This is a genomic window from Herbaspirillum sp. AP02, assembly GCF_015767275.1.
Classification (GTDB): Bacteria; Pseudomonadota; Gammaproteobacteria; order Burkholderiales; family Burkholderiaceae_D; genus Herbaspirillum.
This window is the reverse complement of record NZ_JADWMY010000001.1, coordinates 1,177,961-1,195,900: the sequence shown is the minus strand read 5'-3', so window position 1 is coordinate 1,195,900 and position 17,940 is coordinate 1,177,961. Positions and strand designations below refer to the sequence as shown.

Genomic DNA, 17,940 nt, shown 5'->3' with positions numbered 1-17,940 from the left:
GAGCGAAAATGAATAAGACATATCTGTGCGGACCGAGGCATGGCTTGCCCATGTCCTTCCTGCACGATTGCGCGACTCAATGGAAAGTCGTCGCTCTGTGCGCATTGAAGCCGGCGCGTCCCGCCAGCTCATCGTGCTCTTCGATGAAGAGCAGGAATTCCATGTGATTTCTGGCATTGACCCACGTGTCCATCGCTCGCGGATCCGGAATCGCCGATGAGCTGATGTGATCGCCGATCAGGCTGCCGACACAGCGCCGGATTTCAGCGCACTCCGCTCCCGCAGCATGCATCGCGACGAGACAATTCCTTGTGGCCGCCCGGACCAGATCTCCTACGATCAGGTTGGCGCCAGCCATCTCCGCCAGTCTGGTCACGATCAACATGTACCGGCTGGCGATCTCCTGCGAATGACTATTCAGCATTTTTTCTCCCATGGGCGTCGTTATACGCCCCTGGAGAATTCATGCCATCAGGAGAATCCTTAGCTCCTGCGCAACGTCGATTCTGCCGCTTCGCCCCTTCAGATGTTGCAGCTCAGGTAATTTCTGATACTTGAGTCTTAACAGCCAGTAAATAATGGATCCATTGGACGTCACCGTTGAAAGGAGCAGTTATGGACGTTTGTGCGATCAAGGTGGCGTCGAGAGCGGCCAAGCGATTCGTCATTGTCGTGTGTCTGATCATCGTCGCTCTGGAAGGCTGGTCCAGCTGGCACGAGCGTAGAACGGTGGTCGAGGAATCGTTCCGATCGACGGCCAACATGGCCGTGGCGCTTTCGCAGCATGCGGACCAGGCGCTGGACGAAGTCGATATCGTGCTCAAGGCTGCGCTGGAACAGGCGGCAAGCACGCGCAAGACGTCAGGCGACAGGGCGCGCCTGCACAACTTCCTGGTCGAGAACGTCAGCGACGTCCCCCAATTGGCGGGCCTCTTCATCTATGACGAGAAGGGCGCCTGGATCGCTTCGTCGCAACCGGTCCTGGAAACCAGGTTCAATAACAGTGACCGCGACTACTTCATCCATCACAAGGACCAGCGCTTGAACACCGCTTTCATCGGCAAGCCTGTACGCAGTAAATCGACCGGACATTGGGTGCTGACGATGAGCAGGCGCATCAACAAGCCCGATGGCACCTTCGGCGGCGTCGCATTGGCGACGCTGGATATCAATTTCTTCGAACGCTTTTATCACCAATTCGATATCGGACGGAAGGGGGCCATTCTCTTCGGCACCAATAACGCCACCGTGTTGTATCGGCGCCCGCTGCTGGCGGATTCGATGGGTAAGGTCTTGAGCGGTTCGCCCCTGTTCCAGCAGCACGTCAAGCTTGCCGATTCGGGCTCGGTCGAAATTCATTCGACCCAGGATGGCGAGCTGCGGATCAACAGCTTCAAGCATCTGAGCAATTACCCGCTGGTCATGATTGTCGCGGTGTCGAAGGGCGAGGTCCTCCGGGCCTGGACCCGGCATGCCATCGAGAAGGCACTGGGCATCGGCTTTCTCCTGATGGCCATCTGCTACGGCGGCAGCAAGATGGTGACCCAGGTTGCCCTGCGTGAGCGCGCACAGGCCGAGGCCGTGACGGCCCAGGAGAATATGGAAAAGCTGTTCCAGCTCCTGCAGGTGCAGTCGCGCCGGGATGGGCTGACCGGCGCCATCAACCGGCGCTATTTCGACGAGTTGCTGGAGCTGGAAGTGGCGCGCTTCGGCCGCTCAGGTGGAGCGATCTCATTGCTCATGATCGATGTCGATCACTTCAAGAAATACAACGACAGCTATGGGCACGTTGCCGGGGACCAGTGTCTGCAGCAAGTGGCTGCTGCAATATCGGAAGCCGCCAGGCGCGAAGTCGATGCAGTTGCGCGGTACGGTGGCGAGGAATTCGTGGTGCTCTTGCCAGCATGCGGCCGGGCGGGCGCAACTGTCGTCGCCGAAAGGATCTGCGCCGCCGTCAGATCGCTGGCGATTGCTCACCCATTCAGTGAAGGCGCTGTGGTAAGCGTCAGCGTAGGCATCAGCTCGATCGAGTCGGGCAAGGGATTCACATTCCAGCCTCGCGAGATCGTGGAGGTAGCAGACAAGGCGCTCTATACAGCCAAGGAGGAGGGACGTGGAAGGGCCGTCTATCGTGAGTTCATTTACCGGCCGCCGGTACTGGTCTGGTCGGCGTAAGTGTGCCATCACCGCGCGTGTTTCAACTGTAACGTTTTCCCGTCCCGCTGCAATGTCGCAGTAACCAGCGCAGCCGAAGATGACTACCTATCGAAACCCCAGTCATCGGAGAACACCATGCGCTTCTACCTCTTCTACTTCGTCGCCGTCGTCAGCCTGATGGCAAGCACCTTGGCCGAAGCGGCCACTGCCGGCCAATATCACAGCCCGGATGAATGGTGGTTCTTCCAGGTCATGGGCGCCCTCGGCGGTTTCTCGTTTTAACTGATCCGACAAGGAGAACATCATGGCCGCAGTATTGCTTCGTCTCGTCAGCGAGATCTGCACCCGCTTTGCACCAGCCGTACAGGAGATGGTCGCGCATACGTTTTGAACGAGGTACAAGGCAAGTGGGAGTTCCCTGCCCCGGCGAGGACCGGACAGTCCGTATCAGATGTCCAGCTGGAACTGCACCGGTTGCGCCCGTTCGGCAGCACCTGGCTTGAGCAGGCCGCTGGCCTTGACCCCCAGCAGGCGAATGGATTGGTCGAAAGCGATGCGCTTGAGGCAATTGCCGGCTGCCTTCCTGATCTCCCGTGCATCGGCGGTCGCCGCCGCCAGGGTGGCATCGCGGGTCACGGTCGAGAAATCCTTGAAGCGCAGCTTGATCCCGACCTTGCGGCAGAGGTAGCCTTTGCGGTCGAGATCGGCCGCCACCTGCTCGCACAGTCGCGTGAAGATCGCGCCCAGTTCATTCCGGTCGCGGATGGCATCGAGATCACGTTCGAAGGTGGTCTCGCGGCTCATGGACACCGGTTCGGACTCGGTAACCACCGGCCGATCATCGATGCCATGGGAGACGCGATACAACCAGGCGCCATAGCTGCGGCCGAAATTCTCCGTCAGCCAGTCTTCCCGGCAGGCGGCCAGTTCGCCGATGGTCCTGATCGCCAGCGCATCAAGCTTCTTGGCAGACTTGGGGCCAATACCGTTGATCTTGCTCACCGGCATGGGCCAGATGCGATCAGGAATGTCATCCATCGTCACAATGGTGAATCCGTCCGGCTTCTGGATATCGGAGCACAGTTTCGCAAGCAGCTTGTTGGGGGCGATGCCGACCGAACAGGTGAGTTGTGTCGCCTCCAGGACCGAGGTCTTGAACATCGCCACAATGTCTTCCGAGGTCGCCTCGAGCGAAGAGATATCGGTATAGATTTCATCGATGCCGACATCCTGGATGATGGGGCTGATGGCCCTGATGGCATCCTTGAAGCGGCGTGAATACTGGCGGTACAGCTCGAAATTCACCGGTAACAGGATGGCCTCCGGCGCCAGCCGTGCCGCCCGCATGGTGGGCATGCCGGAATGCACGCCCAGGGCGCGGGCCTCGTAGGTCGCCGTGGTCAGCACACCCCGGCCCACGTAATCCTTGAGCTTCGCGAATTCCAGAGTGCCATCGTCCAGCGCCTTGGGGGCATGCGTCTGTCGTCCGCCGACGACCATGGGCAGGCCGCGCAGTTGTGGATAACGCGAAAGTTCGCAAGACGCAAAGAATGCATCCATGTCGATATGAGCTATGCGCCGCGCAGGGGACATGTTCTTCAGGGACCGAACTGCCAGGGTTCGTGATGGGGGAAGCCGGAAAAGGGGAGATTGTATCCACAATCCGCTGATTCCTGCGAAAGCAGGCGTATCCCGTCCCGCTCGTCCTGTTGATCGTGTCCGGGCAGGGGAGGGGGGAAGAACACAGTGAAGTCCTTGCAGCAGAAAACAGGCTCCTCATGGTAATTTGACGGTTCACACCGGGCTGTGGCGTGGGCATGCGATGACCGAGTTCGCAGGCCCACGTCATAGCCCGGGCATCAATCAACCTGCCTTGAGGGATTACAAGATGGAGCGCTGGGTCGCTTACGCATTCATTTCGATGGCCTTCGCCGGCTTCACTTCAGTCATTGCAAAGCTTGGATTGACCGGCATTTCGGGCGACTTGGGATTGGCGATACGGACCTGTTTCGTGTTCCTGTTCGTGCTGGTGTTCGCAGGCGTCGTCGTGCCGACCTCTCAGCTGGAAGCACTGACCTGGAAGAACTTCTTCTGGCTCGGCCTCTCCGGGGTGACGACCGCCGGTTCATGGATTTTCTACTACAAGGCGATCAAGATGGGTGACGTCTCCACGGTCGCGCTGATCGACAAGGGCAGCGTGATCGTTGCCGTCCTGCTGGCGTGGTGGATTCTGCACGAGGCAATCACGCCGGCCAAGCTGGCGGGGGCGGGTTTGATCGCGCTGGGGCTGGTGGTGATATCGCGGGGGTAATATTTACTCGGAGGCGTTGGACCGCAGGCGCATCCGAATGTGTGGGGGAGCGACTGCCCACCCACTCCGAATGCCCCTCCCGTCCTGGCGTCAGGGCCTGGGCGTTTCAGGCTTGCCTGCCAGGGCGCCTTCCTCGACCAGTACACCACCCCGACCGCTGCGCTGGATTCCGGCCGGGGCATGCAGCGGTGCTTGTCCGCCCAGCGTGCCTTCGTGGCCTTGCTCTTCCTTCTCGAACTGCGTTACCGTCGGCGCCTCACCGGGGCGCGCTGGTTGGTCTGTGCTCGCGTTGGCGGGATTGCGGTGATTTTCTGGCCGATTTTCAAGCTGATTCATCGCGGTTCTCCTCAAGATAGTCCAGAGCGTTCACGATAGCGCCAGCGAGCCACCGCGTGCATCAGGCAGGCTCGCAATCCTGCGTCAGCCAAGGCCTGACAAGGCTCATCATTCTGCAGCGTCCTTTTCCACGGCCCGTGCGCGTATCGTTTGCATGGCACGCAGCAGGACCTCCCGCTCACTCGCGCTCAGCGCCTGCAGCAGGAAGGCTTCGCGTTCTTCGACCATCGGCACGATCTTGCGGTAGAGCCTGCGCGCCTGGGCGGTCGGCTTGACAATGCGCGCACGCGCGTCCTCCGGGCTGGGTTCACGCAGGATCAGCCCCGCCGTTTCCATCCGACCCAATGCACGGCTGACCTGCATCTTGTCCAGTGAGGTATGTGGCACCAGGTCGCTGGCCTGCATCTGGCCCTGTTCGGCCAATGCGGCCAGGATGCGCCACTCGTCGCGACTCAGGCCGAAGCGGTCGGCGTAGACCGAGGCAACCGAGCGACTGACCGCCTCGGCCAGTTGCGCCAACTGATAGGGAAAGAATGCTTGCAGTTTCATTCCGACATGGTAACAGACGTTACCAAGCCGCCAAAGCCGGGCAGGGCTTGATGCAGATCAATTCGCGCTGCGAAGCTTGCCCTTCCGGGGCGCTTGCGCGTTGACCACTCTCCTCATGCATCCATATAGTAACAAACGTTACTAATTAGGGCCGCGCCCGTCCGAGGAGATCCACCATGCATATCGATCGTATCCACCACGTCGCCTACCGCTGCAAGGACGCCAGGCAGACCGTGGAGTGGTATGGAAAATACCTGAACATGAATTTCATCCTGGCCATTGCTGAAGACCAGGTTCCCTCGACCAAGGCGCCCGATCCCTACATGCATGTGTTCCTGGATGCCGGCCAGGGCAACGTACTGGCCTTCTTTGAGATTCCCGCATCGCCGCCCATGGGGCGCGATGCCAATACCCCCGCCTGGGTCCAGCACATTGCCTTCAAGGTCGATAGCGAAGCCACGCTGCACGACGTCATGCAGCGACTGCAGGCCGACGGCATCGACGTGGTCGGCATCACCGACCACACCATCTTCAAGTCCATCTATTTCTTCGATCCCAATGGTCATCGGGTCGAACTGGCCGCCGACTGTGCCACGCCGGAACAGTTGCAGCGGCTGGACGCGGTGAAATGGGACATGCTGGAAGAGTGGTCGCGCACCCGTCGCGCGCCCCGCCATGCCGCATGGATGCATGCGGACGAATTCAGTGAGCAGGCCCACTGAAGCAAGCCGTCGTGACAACAATAATCCAAGGAGACTTCTGTGCAGAGCACCTATACCTACCCACGCTTTACCTATCGGCAATCCGACGAGCAGCGCGACGGCAAGCCGCAGCTTCATCCCGTGGTCATCATCGGCGCCGGGCCGATCGGCCTGACCGCCGCCCTGGAATGCGCCGCGCGCGGCCTGCCGGTGGTGGTGCTGGATGACAACGACACCGTCAGCATCGGTTCACGCGCGGTCTGCTATGCGCAGCGCCCGCTGGAGATATGGGACCGGCTGGGCGTGGCCAGGCGCATGGTGGACAAGGGCGTGAGCTGGCAGGTGGGCAAGGTGTTCTTCGAGGACCGCCAGGTCTATCGCTTCGACCTGCAGCCCGAGGCGGGGTACAAGATGCCGGCCATGATCAATCTCCAGCAATACTATCTGGAGCAATACATGGTCGAAGCTTGCCAGGCCCATCCACTGATCGAGTTGCGCTGGAAGCACAAGGTGCTCAACCTGAATCAGGACGATCTCTGCGCCACGCTGTCGCTGGAGACACCGGATGGCTTCTACCACACGCAGGCGCAATGGATCATCGCCTGCGATGGCGCCAACAGCGATACCCGCAGGATGGTGGGCGCAGGATTCAGCGGGCAGTTCTTCCAGGACCGTTTCCTGATTGCCGATGTCGTCATGAAGGCGGAGTTTCCGGCCGAGCGCTGGTTCTGGTTCGATCCACCTTTCCATCGCGGCCAGAGCGTGCTGTTGCACAAGCAATGCGACAACGTCTGGCGCATCGACTTCCAGTTGGGCTGGGATGCCGATCCCGAAGTGGAAAAGAAGCCCGAAAACGTCATCCCGCGCATCCAGGCCATGCTGGGCAAGGAAGTGGAATTCGAACTGGAATGGGTATCGGTGTACCAGTTCGCCTGCCGTCGCATCGACAACATGCGCTACCAGCGCGTGCTCTTCGCCGGAGACGCTGCACACCAGGTCTCGCCCTTCGGCGCCCGCGGCGCCAATACCGGGGTTCAGGATATCGACAACCTGGTCTGGAAACTCAAGCTGGTCATCGACGGCCATGCACCCGTCAGCTTCATCGACAGCTACCATGAAGAGCGCGCCCGGGCGGCCGACGACAACTTGCGACAATCGACCCGCTCGACCGATTTCATCACGCCCAAGAGTCAGGTCAGCAGGCTCTTGCGCGATGCCGTCCTGGGCCTGGCCGAGACCGAGGAGTTCGCGCGTACGCTGGTCAACAGCGGTCGCCTGTCCACGCCCACGCCGTATCGCGACTCGTCCCTCAATACGCCCGACAGCGTATTGTTCAGCAGCCACATGGCGCCTGGTACCGCCTGCGCCGATGCACCCATCCTGCGCGATGGTCGTCCGGGCTGGTTGCTGGAGGAACTGGGGGAGGGCTTCACCGTGCTGGTGTTCGGGGCCGAGGCGCCGGATCTGGTCGTCGATATTCCCGGCGTCGAGCTCAGGATCAAGACCATCGCGGCACCTGGCTCAGGCGCCGACCTGATCGACCGCGAAGGCCTGGCAGCGCGGCGTTACGCGGCCCGCACCGGCAGCGTCTACCTGATCCGTCCCGACCAGCATGTGGCGGCCCGCTGGCATCGGGCCGATGCCGCTGCGATCACTGCGGCCGTGGCGCACTGCATCTGTCATTGCGTGGCGTAGCTGGTCGTGCTCTGGCGCTGGCGCTTGAGGTGATACATGCCCTGGTCGGCACGCGCCAGCAGTGCGTCGATGCTGTTGCCGTCGTCCGGGTAGCGGGCGTGGCCCAGGCTGGCGCTGATGCAAAGTGCATCGGCGCCGATCTGGAAGGGGTGCGACAAGGCCTGATGCAGCTTGTCGCGGATGATGCCGATGTCACCGGAGGAAACGATCTCGGTGAGCACCACGAACTCATCGCCCCCGATACGCGCAATCGTATCCGCGTGGCGCAGGCTGTCTGACAGGCGGCTGGCGATCTGCATCAGCAGCAGGTCGCCCGCCGCATGACCATAACGGTCGTTGACCGTCTTGAAACCATCCAGGTCCAGAAACAGCAGGGCGAACGCGCCCTGTTCGCGCTCGGCGCGGGTGAGGGCGGAGCTGATCCGCTCTTCCAGCAGCAGGCGGTTGGGCAGCCCGGTGAGGCCATCGTAGAGTGCTTGCCGGCGCAGGCTTTCATTGAGCGCGCAGGCCTGTCGCAACTGTTCACTGAGATGCCGACAGCGACGACGCGCATGCCGCAGCAGTCCGCCGAAGATGCCCATGGCACCCAGGCAGGCGCCGCTGACGGCCAGTTGCCCGATCAGGGCCAGTTCGCTGTTATCCATCCCAAACATAGAAGACCGCACCTTCCTTCATTGCTACGCACATGAATCCCCGGCCATAGATGTTCCTGATCTCGAACCGGGTGTGGACAAGTTGCGCCAGCTTCTTCCGGATGCGATAGATGATGGTATCGATGCGGTGAGGATCGAAAATCTCTGCCGTGATGTTGAGCGCATGCAGCAACTGTTCCGAGCTGACCGGAAAATGCGGGCTGAGAAACAGCGTGGTCAGGACCGCGCACTCCTTGTCGCTCAGCGCAAGCCGCTCGTTATGCGGACTCACCAGTGTCCCGTGGCGACGATACAGGCTCCAGGCTTCGGCAGCACCATTGGTCGGCGCATGCCGGATGTGCAGGCGACGCAGGAAAGAGCGTATCGTCGCCAGCAGCACGGAGTCCCTGATCGGCTTGTGCAGGAAATAGTCGGCGCCATCGTGCAGTGCATTTTCGTGCGCTGCTTCGCTGACATTGTCGGCGACGACGACGATTCCCAGCATCGGGAATTTCTGGCGCAGATCCGCTACCAGCGGACGGAAACTGCTGGTGAGCCGATGCGTCTCGAGAACGAGGATGGTCGGTTTTTTTTTTGAACCTCGCCCTCCAGTTGCGACAGTGCCGCTACCGCCCTGACCGGAAGTCCGCTCGCTTCAAGGACCTTCAGCACGCTCCCCGGTCCCGTGTCTGGATGCTCTACGATTAACACTGCCACGTCGACTCACATCCCCAAAATGAAACAGCCCTGATCTGTTATAGCGCTCTCAACGGATGAGTCTGATTATTGGTTACGTTATACCCGCTTTTGTAAGCGGGGAGATTCACAGAAAATCTCTTGAAAATTTCTATTTTGCAACAAATCGTCTCTGCATGATCATGCAAGGTGCAAAGGCTTACAGGCCTGACGACGCTCAAGACGGCGTAATAGACATGTGGGAGGGAGATGGAGGCGGCAGGCCGGGCGGCCCTGGCATGACGTCATGTTCGCAGGCGAGCGAGCGTGCATGCGAGCAAGAGGGAAGGGGGAGAGCTGGTACGGCAGTTGCGGCGCGGTGGCCTTGCGGACCACCGGCTGCGGTCATGCATTCATTCGATGTCCCGACCGAAATACTGGGCCACGTCACCCTCGGTCCAGTCCTTGATGACGTCGCGCTCCAGCAGCACGCGATACTCAGAACGGACCGCACCGGCGGCTAGCCGGATCGTGCGGTTTTCCAGCGTGTAGACGGTCTGGTGGATGCGGGTGGTCATCGAGACATGCGTGATGACGGCGCCGATCCCCGGCTCCTGCTGGTCGTCGTTGGCGGGAATGTCCATGGCGCCTCCTATTTCATCTGCGCGCGCCGGGACAGGATCTTCTCGATCTTTTCCTTCAGCGTGGCAGCGTTGAATGGTTTGACGATGTAGCCGTCGGCCCCTTCCTGGGCAGCCATGACGATGTTCTCCTTCTTTGCCTCGGCGGTGATCATCAGCACCGGCAGGTGCGCCAGCGAGGGTGACGAGCGAATCTTCTTGAGCAGTGTCAGACCGTCCATGACAGGCATGTTCCAGTCGGTGAGCACGAAGGTGATACTGGAGGCACCGGACTCCAGTATCTTCAGCGCCGTGGAGCCATCGTCGGCTTCCGCGATCTTGGTGTATTCCAGTTCCTTGAGCAGGCCGCTGACAATGCGGCGCATGGTCGAAAAATCGTCGACGACGAGAAAATGCTGGTCTGTATCTGCCATGTGACTTGTGCCTCGAGCGGTGACGTATCTCCCCCTCGGGTCAGCAAGATGCGTGCCGACAGGTGCGGCCGGCCGCGCGCCCGCGTCATCATGACGATTCGGGTGAGCAGTGGCGCTCGTGCCAGCCAGTGCAGACGTCGCCGTGGCCAGTGGGCCGGAGGGGGAGGGACGACGAAGCCCTTGTTATACCAGAAGTCAATTGGCCACCAAACCTGTGCGTAAGCGAGAAAGCGCCCGCTTTTTCCGCTTTGCCAATTTGTCCGCATCGGCATGTAATACAAACTGTCGCTCCATGCGCTGGGTGGTGCATATCATGAAAGACGGGGGGGAATGCAAGCTGACAGTGAAATCCGGCAGTCGCGCAAACGCGAATATCTCCCGGGCTCAGTGCTTGCCCTGCAGCGATGTTGCCGGCCGCGCGCCACGGCCATGAGCCGATAAGGTCGAACTCTACCCCTCTGTTCGGGGCAGGGTGCCGTCGGCGTCCGACGTATCATCTCCTGCGCGCCGACGTGACCCCACCGGCCTCGTTCCAATCCTCAACAAGACTCACATGAATCCTCTCCGTCGTCTCCGCCTGGGCACGCGCCTGGGTGCCGGCTTCGCGGCTCTCCTGTCGCTGCTGGTCATCATCACTCTCATCGGTATCATCCGCATGTCGTCGCTGGATACGACTGCCAGCGACCTGAGCAGTCGCATCTATCCCAAGGTCAACGCCGCCCAGAAGATGCAATACCTGATGATGAATATTGCCCGTTCGGCACGTAACATCATCATCCTGTCGGACCAGGCCCAGATGGACAGTAACAAGCAATCCATCGACAAGGACCTGGCGGAATTCCTGAAGTCCCTGGAATACCTGCGCAGCAGCGTTACCACCGAAGAGGGAAGACGCCTGGTCGGTACTGTCGATGAGGCCGGAAAGAACTACTTTGCCTTCACCGCCGATGTGGTCGCGCTTGGACTGAAGAACCAGAATGAAGAAGGCCAGCGTCTGCTGTTCGGTCCGCGCTACAAGACCCAGGGCGAGTTGCTCGAATCCCTGCGCCTGCTGGTGGGACGCTACGAGCAACAGATGAACGAGGCGACTGCCGCTGCGCATGCCACCTATGTCAACTCAGCCACCATTCTGGGCGTGTCGGCCGTCGTGGCGATTCTGATCGGCCTGATCGCTGCATTCATGATCAGCCGTTCCATCACCGTGCCAATGGCGGATGCGCTGGACGCCGCGCGCAAGGTGGCCAACGGCGACCTGACCAAGCACATCGATGATCGCGCTTCTGATGAGACCGGTGAACTGCTCGGCGCCCTGCGCGAGATGAACCGTTCGCTGGTCGATATTGTCTCCAGCGTGCGCACCGGGGCCGATACCATTGCCACTGCCTCGCAGGAGATCGCAGCCGGCAACCAGGACCTGTCGGCACGCACCGAACACCAGGCCAGTTCGCTGGAAGAAACCGCCTCCTCCATGGAAGAACTGACATCCACCGTCCAGCAGAACAGCGCCAATGCCCGCCAGGCCGCCGAGATGGCGCAGGCTGCTTCGCACATTGCCGGCCAGGGCGGCGAGATCGTCGGCGAAGTGGTCGCCACGATGGACGACATCGACGCCTCCGCCCGCAAGATCGTCGACATCATCGGCGTGATCGATGGCATCGCCTTCCAGACCAATATCCTGGCCTTGAATGCCGCGGTGGAAGCAGCCCGTGCAGGTGAACAGGGCCGTGGTTTCGCGGTGGTCGCCACCGAAGTGCGCAGCCTGGCCCAGCGTTCGGCTGCCGCTGCCAAGGAGATCAAGGTGCTCATCGGCGACTCGGTGGAGAAGGTCGATTCAGGCGCGCATCTGGTCAAGAAGGCTGGACAGACCATGCAAGAGATCGTACAGAGCGTGGCCCAGGTCAATACCATCATCGGACAGATCAGCGCCGCCGGCGAAGAGCAGCGCGCCGGTATCGAGCAGGTCCATCAGGCGGTCACGCAGATGGACGAGGTCACGCAACAGAATGCGGCGCTGGTCGAGCAGGCCGCCGCGGCTTCGCGCGCCATGCAGGGACAGGCGGCAGAACTGGCCGAACAGGTCAGCATCTTCCGTCTGCCGGTGCAGACCACTGCGCGCATGACCTGATTCGTCCTCATCGCCGGGACCGAAGTTTCCCGCGCCGGTCGTGGGAGCGCACCGAGCGGTTGCCTGAAGAACAGGCAGCCGCTTTTTTTTCGTCCTGTGCGTGAGTAATGGCGAGGATGCTGCCGGTCGCAAAGACCGGGCCGTGAAAGCCGGAGGAAGAGGGTGGGCGGCGCAGCCTGGAAGCGGTCACTCGCAGTGGAGGATGTCGCGACCGGAGCCGGTCGCGACCAGGTTTGGGCGTCTCCGCCCGGCTTTACTCCTCGCCGCGTGCGGCCAGATCGATCGCGCGCACGATGGCCACGGCTTTTTCGATCACTTCCGCCTGGCTGGTCACGCGCATGCTTTTCTTGAGATGATGGATGTCATCCCGTGTCTTGCGGCTCACCGGGACGTTGAGGAAGCCGTCCGGCTCGACCAGGAAGCGCGGCGGGGTCGCAGCAACGGGTTCAGGTGTCTTGGAACGTCTGGGCATGGGTCTCTCCCTTTTGATTGGTCTGGATGACGGCAGCGGAGTGCCTGCGGCAATATAACTGCGAACTGAAAAATATTAGAACTTATTTTTTCGATTTTACGTTTTTTCCCCATCTTCTCCTATTCTGTGGGAATGGAAAGCTGATCTATAGCGCCACCGCAACGATGTGGGGAGCCGGGAAAGATCTCCTGCCGGGACTGCGTCATGGAGATGATTTTCATTCTTCCCCGGCGCAATCCGGTCATGGTGGATCAATTAGTTTTTGGCGCGACACCCAGCTTGCCGGTGCTGAGCTGTCGCGGGTGTAGACGCCTGTAGGGGCAGCTCGTGTCAGAAATGGCGAGCCGCTTGCAGCGGTGGAGGAAAACTAATATTTTCTCCCCATTGTGCGCCGGTTTTTGTCAGGCGGCGACTTTGTTTGATTCGCCCTGTGAATCGACACCGACGGGAACAGGCGGGCATGGTAATTGCATCAGCGCGGTGGCGTCCTGTGCGCTGCCCGATAGGGGTGGATGCGCATCGCTCGGGACGGGTAATCGGGGCCATTTTTCTAAGTCGTTGTTCGACATTGCCTGCATCACCACGAGTGATACCGAAACAGGCGCCCGACGTTTGCCCGTCAGCATGGATCATCATTTCAACGACAACAAGGGAACCACCATGAAGTTCGTCAAGACCGTAATCGCTGCATCCCTGGGCCTGATGGCCGGTTTGGCCGGATCGGCCAGTGCCGACAACCTGGCCGATATCCAGAAGGCCGGGGTCGTGAAGATCGGCGTGCCCCAGGATTTCGCACCCTACGGTTCGGTCAATTCCGACCTGCAGTTGCAAGGTCTGGACATCGAGGTCGCCAAGCTGGTGGCCAAGGGCATGGGCGTCAAGGCCGAGCTGGTCCCGGTCCCCATTTCCAGTCGCATGGCCTTCCTGCAGACGCACAAGATCGACCTCATCATCTCGACCCTGGGCAAGAACGCCGAGCGCGAAAAGGTCATCGACTTCTCGCAGGGTTATGCGCCCTATAACAACAGCGTCTTTGGCGTAGCCGCCATCAAGGTGGCCGGTCCGGCTGACCTGGCGAACCAGACCGTGGGCGTGGCGCGCTCTACCTTCGAAGATCTGATGCTCACCGACAGTGTCCCCAAGAGCACCGTCATCAAGCGCTATGAAGACAACAACGGCCTGATCTCGGCCTATGTCTCGGGCCAGGTCCAGATCGTCGGCACCGGTGACTTCGTGGCCTATGCGCTGGCCGAGAAGACCCCCAACAACAAGCCGCTGCTGAAGTACATCATCAATGTCTCCACTTGCTACGTCGGCATGAACAAGGGCGAGCCGGCGCTCATGGCCAAGGTCAACGAGGCCCTGACCGCCTCCAAGAAGAGTGGCGAGCTCAATGGCATCGTCAAGAAGTGGCTCAACGTGCCGCTGCCGGAAAAGATGGCCACGACCTACCAGTAAGAAGCATGGTCCGGTCCGCGTCGCGGACCGGTACTTGCCGTCTGCACTGCGCGCCGCGTCCTGCGGCGCGACACGCCCCATTCTCCATGTCACCGCCTGCCGTTCCGCCCAAGCTCCGTCCTCGGCCGTTGCCTTCGCAGGCGGGTACGTTTCTTGCTGGAAAAATGACAAGCGGCAACCTCGGGGGCGGCCGCATGCACCATTACTGGGGAATCATCATGAAGGTCTTTGGGAACCTGCGTATCGGCAGCCGTCTGGCTGGCGGTTTCGCGCTGGTATTGGCGTTGTCCATCCTGATCATGGGCATTGGCGTCTGGCGCCTGCAGGTGGTCAGCAATGTGACGCAGGAGATGGTCAGCCAGTCGGTGCGCAAGGAGCGCCTGATCTCGGGCTGGTATGGCAACCTGCGTGCGGCCATCCTGCGCACCATCGCCATGTCGCGCAGCACCGACCCCACGCTCAATAATTATTTCCTCAACGAGGAACTGGCTTCGGTCAAGGAGAGCGCCGATCTGCAGAAGGAACTGGTGCCGATGTTCGACACCGCTACCGAAAAGGCGCTCTACGCCGAGATCGAGGCCATGCAGAAGGACTACAGGGCGATCACCCTGAAGATGATGGATCTCAAGTCCACCGGCGAACAGGATGCCGCCAACAGCGTGCTGATCCAGGAGTTCATGCCGCTGTCCAAGAAGTACCAGGCCGCCATGCGCAAACTGCAGCAGACCGAGCAGGCCGAGATTGATGACACGGCCGCCAACATCGTCGCACTGGCCGCGCGCAGCCGCATCCTGCTGATGGTGCTGGAGGCCGCCGCGCTGGTGTTCGGCGTGCTGTGTGCCTGGCTGCTCACGCGCAGCATCGTGCGTCCGCTCAAGCAGGCCGTGGGCCTCTCGCAGCGGGTGGCCGCAGGTGACCTGACGGCGCAGATCAGTGTGACTTCACGCGATGAAGTCGGCCAGTTGCTGGCCTCGCTGCAGGACATGAACGCCCGCCTGCGTGACCTCGTGGCGCGGGTGCGTCATGGCACCGACGCCATTGCCACGGCATCCGGCGAAATCGCCGAGGGCAACCAGGACCTGTCGGCCCGCACCGAGCAGCAGGCCGGTGCGCTGGAGCAGACCGCCTCGGCCATGGAAGAACTGATCTCCACCGTCCGCACCAATGCCGACAATGCCCAGCAGGCCAGTCGCCTGGCGGCCTCGGCTGCCGGCATTGCCGGCGAGGGCGGGGTGGTGGTGGGGCGCGTGGTCGATACCATGGAGGCGATCAACAGCGCGTCGCGCAAGATCGTGGACATCATCAGCGTGATCGACAGCATTGCCTTCCAGACCAATATCCTGGCCTTGAATGCCGCCGTGGAAGCCGCTCGCGCCGGCGAGCAGGGCCGTGGCTTTGCCGTGGTGGCTTCTGAAGTGCGCAGCCTGGCGCAGCGTTCGGCGGCGGCGGCCAAGGAAATCAAGTCGCTCATCGATGATTCGGTGGACAAGGTCAGTGCCGGTAGCACGTTGGTGGAACAGGCCGGCGCCACCATGTCACGCGTGGTCCAGAGCGTGGAGCAGGTCAATGCCATCGTCAACGAGATCAGCGTAGCCAGCACCGAGCAGAGTGAAGGGATCCAGCTGGTCAATGACGCCGTCGCACAACTGGATGACATGACCCAGCAGAACGCCGCACTGGTGGAGCAGGCTGCAGCTGCTGCGGCTTCCATGCGTGGTCAGGCGGGAGAATTGACGGAACTGGTCAGCGTGTTCCGGGTAGAGGGGCAGGCTGGGGGCCCGCCAGCGGGTGAGTCCGATGAGCCTGGAGCCGTTGCCGGAGGTCGCCGGCTAGCCTTGTTCTCCCGTCGTCGGCCGCTGCTTGCGGCGTGAGAGAATCAAGGCAGGGTAGAGCGGATGAAGCAAGGGATATAGAACATGGCAGGCCTGACGGGACGCCCTTGCGGTCATCCCGTCGCCTGCCGTGGTGGCTTACTGGAAGGTCGTTGCCATCTTGGTCGGCAGCGGCACATTGAGCCACTTCTGCACGATGCCATTGAGCTCGCCGCTCTTCTTGGCGGCGGTCAGCACCTCGTTGACCTTGGCCAGCAAGGCGGCTTCGCCCTTGTTGAGGCCCACGCTGCAGCTGGATTCGTTGATGATGTACTTCAGCACGGGCTTGTTGTCCGGTGCTTTTTCCGCCAGAGCATAGGCCACGAAGTCACCCGTGCCCACCAGTTGCACCTGGCCCGAGACATAGGCCGAGATCATGGCGTTGTTGTCTTCGTAGCGCTTGATGGTGGCACTCTTGGGCGCGGTGTCGGTCAGTTGCAGGTCCTGGAAGGTGCCACGCGCCACGCCCACGGTCTTGCCGGCCAGGTCGGCTGCACCGCTGACCTTCACTGCCGCCACGCCGAAGACGCTGTTGTTGTAGGGCGCATAGGCCTGCGAGAAATCGATGACCTTTTCACGCTCGGCATTCTTGCCCAGAGTGGAAATGACCAGGTCGGCCTTGTGCGTCTGCAGGTAGGCGATGCGATTGGCGCTGGCCACCGGAACCAGCTGCACCTTCACGCCCATCTTCTGCGCGATCAGTTTGGCCACGTCGATGTCCAGCCCTTGCAATTGCAGGTCGGCGTTGACCGAACCGAAGGGGGCGAAATCCTGCGGCACGGCGATGCGCAGGGTGCCCGACTTCTGGATATCGGCCAGTGCGTCGGCGTGGGCAGTATTGACGGCCAGTGACAGCAGGGCCAGGGAAACGGCCAGGGCCGGTTTTGCAAACTTCATGGAAACCCCTTGAAAAATAGATGCGTCTGGAGCTTTCCCAATTGCAATGAGCGTGCCAGACACTATGGACAGGTAATCGGCCGGAATTGAATCGGTAATCGACCCGGAAGCGGCTGATCGGGGATGATACGCCAGGATGCCCTTCCTGGGCGGGTGTTGATGGGGCATGGAAGGGACGAACTTGGGGCGGGGGTTCACCAAGTTCGGGCTTGTCTCGTTGATTGATAATCGACAGATAAGCGACCGCCAAGGGGCGGAAATCCAAAAAATTCCGAATGCCGGATGAAAATGCCCCGCTTTTGCCAGCTGCCTTGCCTGTTCGACTAGGATGGCGCCTGTTCTTTCGCGAAGTTTCTGTTTAACGGAAACTGTTTGGCGGTATAAAATCATCCTAAAAATGATCCTTTCATTTTCTTGCGCAGATACTGAATCTCTGTTCCATAGCTTGCCGGTCAAGCGCTTCAGGAATATTGAACGCGTGGCGCGCCGCAAACTTCTGATGATTCACGCTGCTTCTGCATTGTCGGTGCTACAGGTGCCTCCAGGGAATCATCTTGAATCATTGCGCGGAAACCGGAAGGGGCAATACAGCATTCGCATCAGCGGCCAGTGGCGAATTTGTTTTCGTTGGACCGCTGAAGGCGTACACGACGTTGAAATCGTCGATTACCACTAGGAGTGCACGATGACGAAGAAACTGGACGAAATTCATCCAGGTGAAATCCTGCTGGAAGAATTCATCAAACCCATGGGGATGACGGCGGCGCGCGTGGCGGCCGATATCGACGTACCGGTGTCGCGTATCAGTGAAATCGTACGTGGCAAGCGGCCTGTCACTGTTGATACGGCGGTACGCCTGGGCATCTACTTCAGGATGGATCCCAAATTCTGGCTCAACCTGCAGACCGAATACGATGTGCGGATTGCCCAACGTGAACTGCTGCCGATCATCAAGGCCCGTATCCGTCCCATGATGGTGTCCGGTGCGTGAGCCGAACACGTCGCTG

At 60.7% G+C, this 17,940-nt stretch carries 20 protein-coding genes; 10 read left to right on the top strand and 10 right to left on the bottom strand.

What is annotated here, in order from left to right; translation table 11 throughout:
* Window positions 1-76: 76 nt before the first annotated feature.
* Complete coding sequence (locus tag I5R65_RS05490) at window positions 77-424, bottom strand: hypothetical protein (RefSeq protein ID WP_180667229.1); 348 nt, start codon at window positions 422-424, stop codon at window positions 77-79.
* Window positions 425-615: 191 nt separating this feature from the next.
* Between I5R65_RS05490 and I5R65_RS05485 the strand changes: the two genes are divergently transcribed.
* Window positions 616-2,175, top strand: coding sequence for a sensor domain-containing diguanylate cyclase (locus I5R65_RS05485; RefSeq protein WP_180667231.1), 1,560 nt, complete (start codon window positions 616-618; stop codon window positions 2,173-2,175).
* A gap of 117 nt (window positions 2,176-2,292) precedes the next feature.
* A complete protein-coding gene (locus tag I5R65_RS05480; protein ID WP_180667233.1) occupies window positions 2,293-2,439 on the top strand; it encodes a hypothetical protein in 147 nt (48 codons plus the stop codon).
* A 165-nt stretch (window positions 2,440-2,604) separates the two neighbouring features.
* On the opposite strand, the gene dinB is transcribed toward I5R65_RS05480, so the two are convergent.
* Window positions 2,605-3,750: a DNA polymerase IV gene (gene dinB, locus I5R65_RS05475; RefSeq protein WP_180667235.1), complete on the bottom strand. Its 1,146-nt coding sequence runs from the start codon at window positions 3,748-3,750 to the stop codon at window positions 2,605-2,607.
* 295 nt (window positions 3,751-4,045) lie between these two features.
* On the opposite strand from dinB, the gene I5R65_RS05470 reads away from it, so the two are divergent.
* Window positions 4,046-4,468: an EamA family transporter gene (locus tag I5R65_RS05470; RefSeq protein ID WP_180667669.1), complete on the top strand. Its 423-nt coding sequence runs from the start codon at window positions 4,046-4,048 to the stop codon at window positions 4,466-4,468.
* Window positions 4,469-4,558: 90 nt separating this feature from the next.
* Here the strand turns inward: I5R65_RS05470 and I5R65_RS05465 are convergent, their stop codons facing one another.
* Both I5R65_RS05465 and I5R65_RS05460 read right to left on the bottom strand, forming a co-directional pair.
* Complete coding sequence (locus I5R65_RS05465; protein WP_180667237.1) at window positions 4,559-4,804, bottom strand: hypothetical protein; 246 nt, start codon at window positions 4,802-4,804, stop codon at window positions 4,559-4,561.
* Window positions 4,805-4,912: 108 nt separating this feature from the next.
* Window positions 4,913-5,353 (bottom strand): MarR family winged helix-turn-helix transcriptional regulator, encoded by a 441-nt coding sequence (locus I5R65_RS05460; RefSeq protein WP_180667239.1) that lies wholly within the window; start codon window positions 5,351-5,353, stop codon window positions 4,913-4,915.
* A 176-nt stretch (window positions 5,354-5,529) separates the two neighbouring features.
* Between I5R65_RS05460 and I5R65_RS05455 the strand changes: the two genes are divergently transcribed.
* Window positions 5,530-6,075 (top strand): VOC family protein, encoded by a 546-nt coding sequence (locus I5R65_RS05455; protein WP_180667241.1) that lies wholly within the window; start codon window positions 5,530-5,532, stop codon window positions 6,073-6,075.
* A gap of 39 nt (window positions 6,076-6,114) precedes the next feature.
* Complete coding sequence (locus tag I5R65_RS05450; protein WP_180667243.1) at window positions 6,115-7,749, top strand: FAD-dependent oxidoreductase; 1,635 nt, start codon at window positions 6,115-6,117, stop codon at window positions 7,747-7,749.
* Here the strand turns inward: I5R65_RS05450 and I5R65_RS05445 are convergent.
* The 4 genes from I5R65_RS05445 to I5R65_RS05430 form a co-directional block, all read right to left on the bottom strand.
* A complete protein-coding gene (locus I5R65_RS05445; RefSeq protein WP_231395060.1) occupies window positions 7,734-8,402 on the bottom strand; it encodes a GGDEF domain-containing protein in 669 nt (222 codons plus the stop codon). The genes I5R65_RS05450 and I5R65_RS05445 overlap by 16 nt on opposite strands.
* Window positions 8,386-8,886, bottom strand: coding sequence for a response regulator transcription factor (locus tag I5R65_RS05440; protein ID WP_180667245.1), 501 nt, complete (start codon window positions 8,884-8,886; stop codon window positions 8,386-8,388). Before I5R65_RS05440 ends, I5R65_RS05445 begins: the two co-directional genes overlap by 17 nt.
* 583 nt (window positions 8,887-9,469) lie before the next feature.
* On the bottom strand, window positions 9,470-9,700 hold the full coding sequence (locus I5R65_RS05435) for a hypothetical protein (protein ID WP_180667247.1): 231 nt from the start codon (window positions 9,698-9,700) through the stop codon (window positions 9,470-9,472).
* Window positions 9,701-9,708: 8 nt separating this feature from the next.
* Window positions 9,709-10,110, bottom strand: coding sequence for a response regulator (locus I5R65_RS05430; protein WP_180667249.1), 402 nt, complete (start codon window positions 10,108-10,110; stop codon window positions 9,709-9,711).
* A gap of 553 nt (window positions 10,111-10,663) precedes the next feature.
* Here I5R65_RS05430 and I5R65_RS05425 point away from each other — a divergent pair.
* Window positions 10,664-12,235, top strand: coding sequence for a methyl-accepting chemotaxis protein (locus I5R65_RS05425; RefSeq protein WP_180667251.1), 1,572 nt, complete (start codon window positions 10,664-10,666; stop codon window positions 12,233-12,235).
* A gap of 253 nt (window positions 12,236-12,488) precedes the next feature.
* On the opposite strand, the gene I5R65_RS05420 is transcribed toward I5R65_RS05425, so the two are convergent.
* Window positions 12,489-12,707, bottom strand: a complete 219-nt coding sequence (locus I5R65_RS05420) for a hypothetical protein (RefSeq protein ID WP_180667253.1) — start codon at window positions 12,705-12,707, stop codon at window positions 12,489-12,491.
* 660 nt (window positions 12,708-13,367) lie between these two features.
* On the opposite strand from I5R65_RS05420, the gene I5R65_RS05415 reads away from it, so the two are divergent.
* Together I5R65_RS05415 and I5R65_RS05410 are read left to right on the top strand one after the other, a co-directional pair.
* A complete protein-coding gene (locus I5R65_RS05415) occupies window positions 13,368-14,165 on the top strand; it encodes a transporter substrate-binding domain-containing protein (protein WP_180667673.1) in 798 nt (265 codons plus the stop codon).
* Between the two features lie 218 nt (window positions 14,166-14,383).
* A complete protein-coding gene (locus tag I5R65_RS05410) occupies window positions 14,384-16,036 on the top strand; it encodes a methyl-accepting chemotaxis protein (protein ID WP_231395059.1) in 1,653 nt (550 codons plus the stop codon).
* A gap of 99 nt (window positions 16,037-16,135) precedes the next feature.
* Here the strand turns inward: I5R65_RS05410 and I5R65_RS05405 are convergent, their stop codons facing one another.
* On the bottom strand, window positions 16,136-16,933 hold the full coding sequence (locus tag I5R65_RS05405) for a transporter substrate-binding domain-containing protein (RefSeq protein WP_180667257.1): 798 nt from the start codon (window positions 16,931-16,933) through the stop codon (window positions 16,136-16,138).
* A gap of 397 nt (window positions 16,934-17,330) precedes the next feature.
* On the opposite strand from I5R65_RS05405, the gene I5R65_RS05400 reads away from it, so the two are divergent.
* Both I5R65_RS05400 and I5R65_RS05395 read left to right on the top strand, forming a co-directional pair.
* Window positions 17,331-17,609, top strand: coding sequence for a type II toxin-antitoxin system RelE/ParE family toxin (locus I5R65_RS05400; RefSeq protein ID WP_152486647.1), 279 nt, complete (start codon window positions 17,331-17,333; stop codon window positions 17,607-17,609).
* 9 nt (window positions 17,610-17,618) lie between these two features.
* A complete protein-coding gene (locus I5R65_RS05395; protein WP_180667259.1) occupies window positions 17,619-17,924 on the top strand; it encodes a HigA family addiction module antitoxin in 306 nt (101 codons plus the stop codon).
* Window positions 17,925-17,940 lie beyond the last annotated feature (16 nt).

What these genes read in the sequence shown, in the direction of transcription:
- I5R65_RS05490 (WP_180667229.1), bottom strand. Translation starts at nt 424, where the DNA reads ATGCTGAATAGTCATTCGCAGGAGATCGCCAGCCGGTACATGTTGATC.
- I5R65_RS05485 (WP_180667231.1), top strand. Translation starts at nt 616, where the DNA reads ATGGACGTTTGTGCGATCAAGGTGGCGTCGAGAGCGGCCAAGCGATTC.
- I5R65_RS05480 (WP_180667233.1), top strand. Translation starts at nt 2,293, where the DNA reads ATGCGCTTCTACCTCTTCTACTTCGTCGCCGTCGTCAGCCTGATGGCA.
- dinB (WP_180667235.1), bottom strand. Translation starts at nt 3,750, where the DNA reads ATGTCCCCTGCGCGGCGCATAGCTCATATCGACATGGATGCATTCTTT.
- I5R65_RS05470 (WP_180667669.1), top strand. Translation starts at nt 4,046, where the DNA reads ATGGAGCGCTGGGTCGCTTACGCATTCATTTCGATGGCCTTCGCCGGC.
- I5R65_RS05465 (WP_180667237.1), bottom strand. Translation starts at nt 4,804, where the DNA reads ATGAATCAGCTTGAAAATCGGCCAGAAAATCACCGCAATCCCGCCAAC.
- I5R65_RS05460 (WP_180667239.1), bottom strand. Translation starts at nt 5,353, where the DNA reads ATGAAACTGCAAGCATTCTTTCCCTATCAGTTGGCGCAACTGGCCGAG.
- I5R65_RS05455 (WP_180667241.1), top strand. Translation starts at nt 5,530, where the DNA reads ATGCATATCGATCGTATCCACCACGTCGCCTACCGCTGCAAGGACGCC.
- I5R65_RS05445 (WP_231395060.1), bottom strand. Translation starts at nt 8,402, where the DNA reads ATGTTTGGGATGGATAACAGCGAACTGGCCCTGATCGGGCAACTGGCC.
- I5R65_RS05440 (WP_180667245.1), bottom strand. Translation starts at nt 8,886, where the DNA reads ATGCTGGGAATCGTCGTCGTCGCCGACAATGTCAGCGAAGCAGCGCAC.
- I5R65_RS05435 (WP_180667247.1), bottom strand. Translation starts at nt 9,700, where the DNA reads ATGGACATTCCCGCCAACGACGACCAGCAGGAGCCGGGGATCGGCGCC.
- I5R65_RS05430 (WP_180667249.1), bottom strand. Translation starts at nt 10,110, where the DNA reads ATGGCAGATACAGACCAGCATTTTCTCGTCGTCGACGATTTTTCGACC.
- I5R65_RS05425 (WP_180667251.1), top strand. Translation starts at nt 10,664, where the DNA reads ATGAATCCTCTCCGTCGTCTCCGCCTGGGCACGCGCCTGGGTGCCGGC.
- I5R65_RS05420 (WP_180667253.1), bottom strand. Translation starts at nt 12,707, where the DNA reads ATGCCCAGACGTTCCAAGACACCTGAACCCGTTGCTGCGACCCCGCCG.
- I5R65_RS05415 (WP_180667673.1), top strand. Translation starts at nt 13,368, where the DNA reads ATGAAGTTCGTCAAGACCGTAATCGCTGCATCCCTGGGCCTGATGGCC.
- I5R65_RS05410 (WP_231395059.1), top strand. Translation starts at nt 14,384, where the DNA reads ATGAAGGTCTTTGGGAACCTGCGTATCGGCAGCCGTCTGGCTGGCGGT.
- I5R65_RS05405 (WP_180667257.1), bottom strand. Translation starts at nt 16,933, where the DNA reads ATGAAGTTTGCAAAACCGGCCCTGGCCGTTTCCCTGGCCCTGCTGTCA.
- I5R65_RS05400 (WP_152486647.1), top strand. Translation starts at nt 17,331, where the DNA reads ATGATCCTTTCATTTTCTTGCGCAGATACTGAATCTCTGTTCCATAGC.
- I5R65_RS05395 (WP_180667259.1), top strand. Translation starts at nt 17,619, where the DNA reads ATGACGAAGAAACTGGACGAAATTCATCCAGGTGAAATCCTGCTGGAA.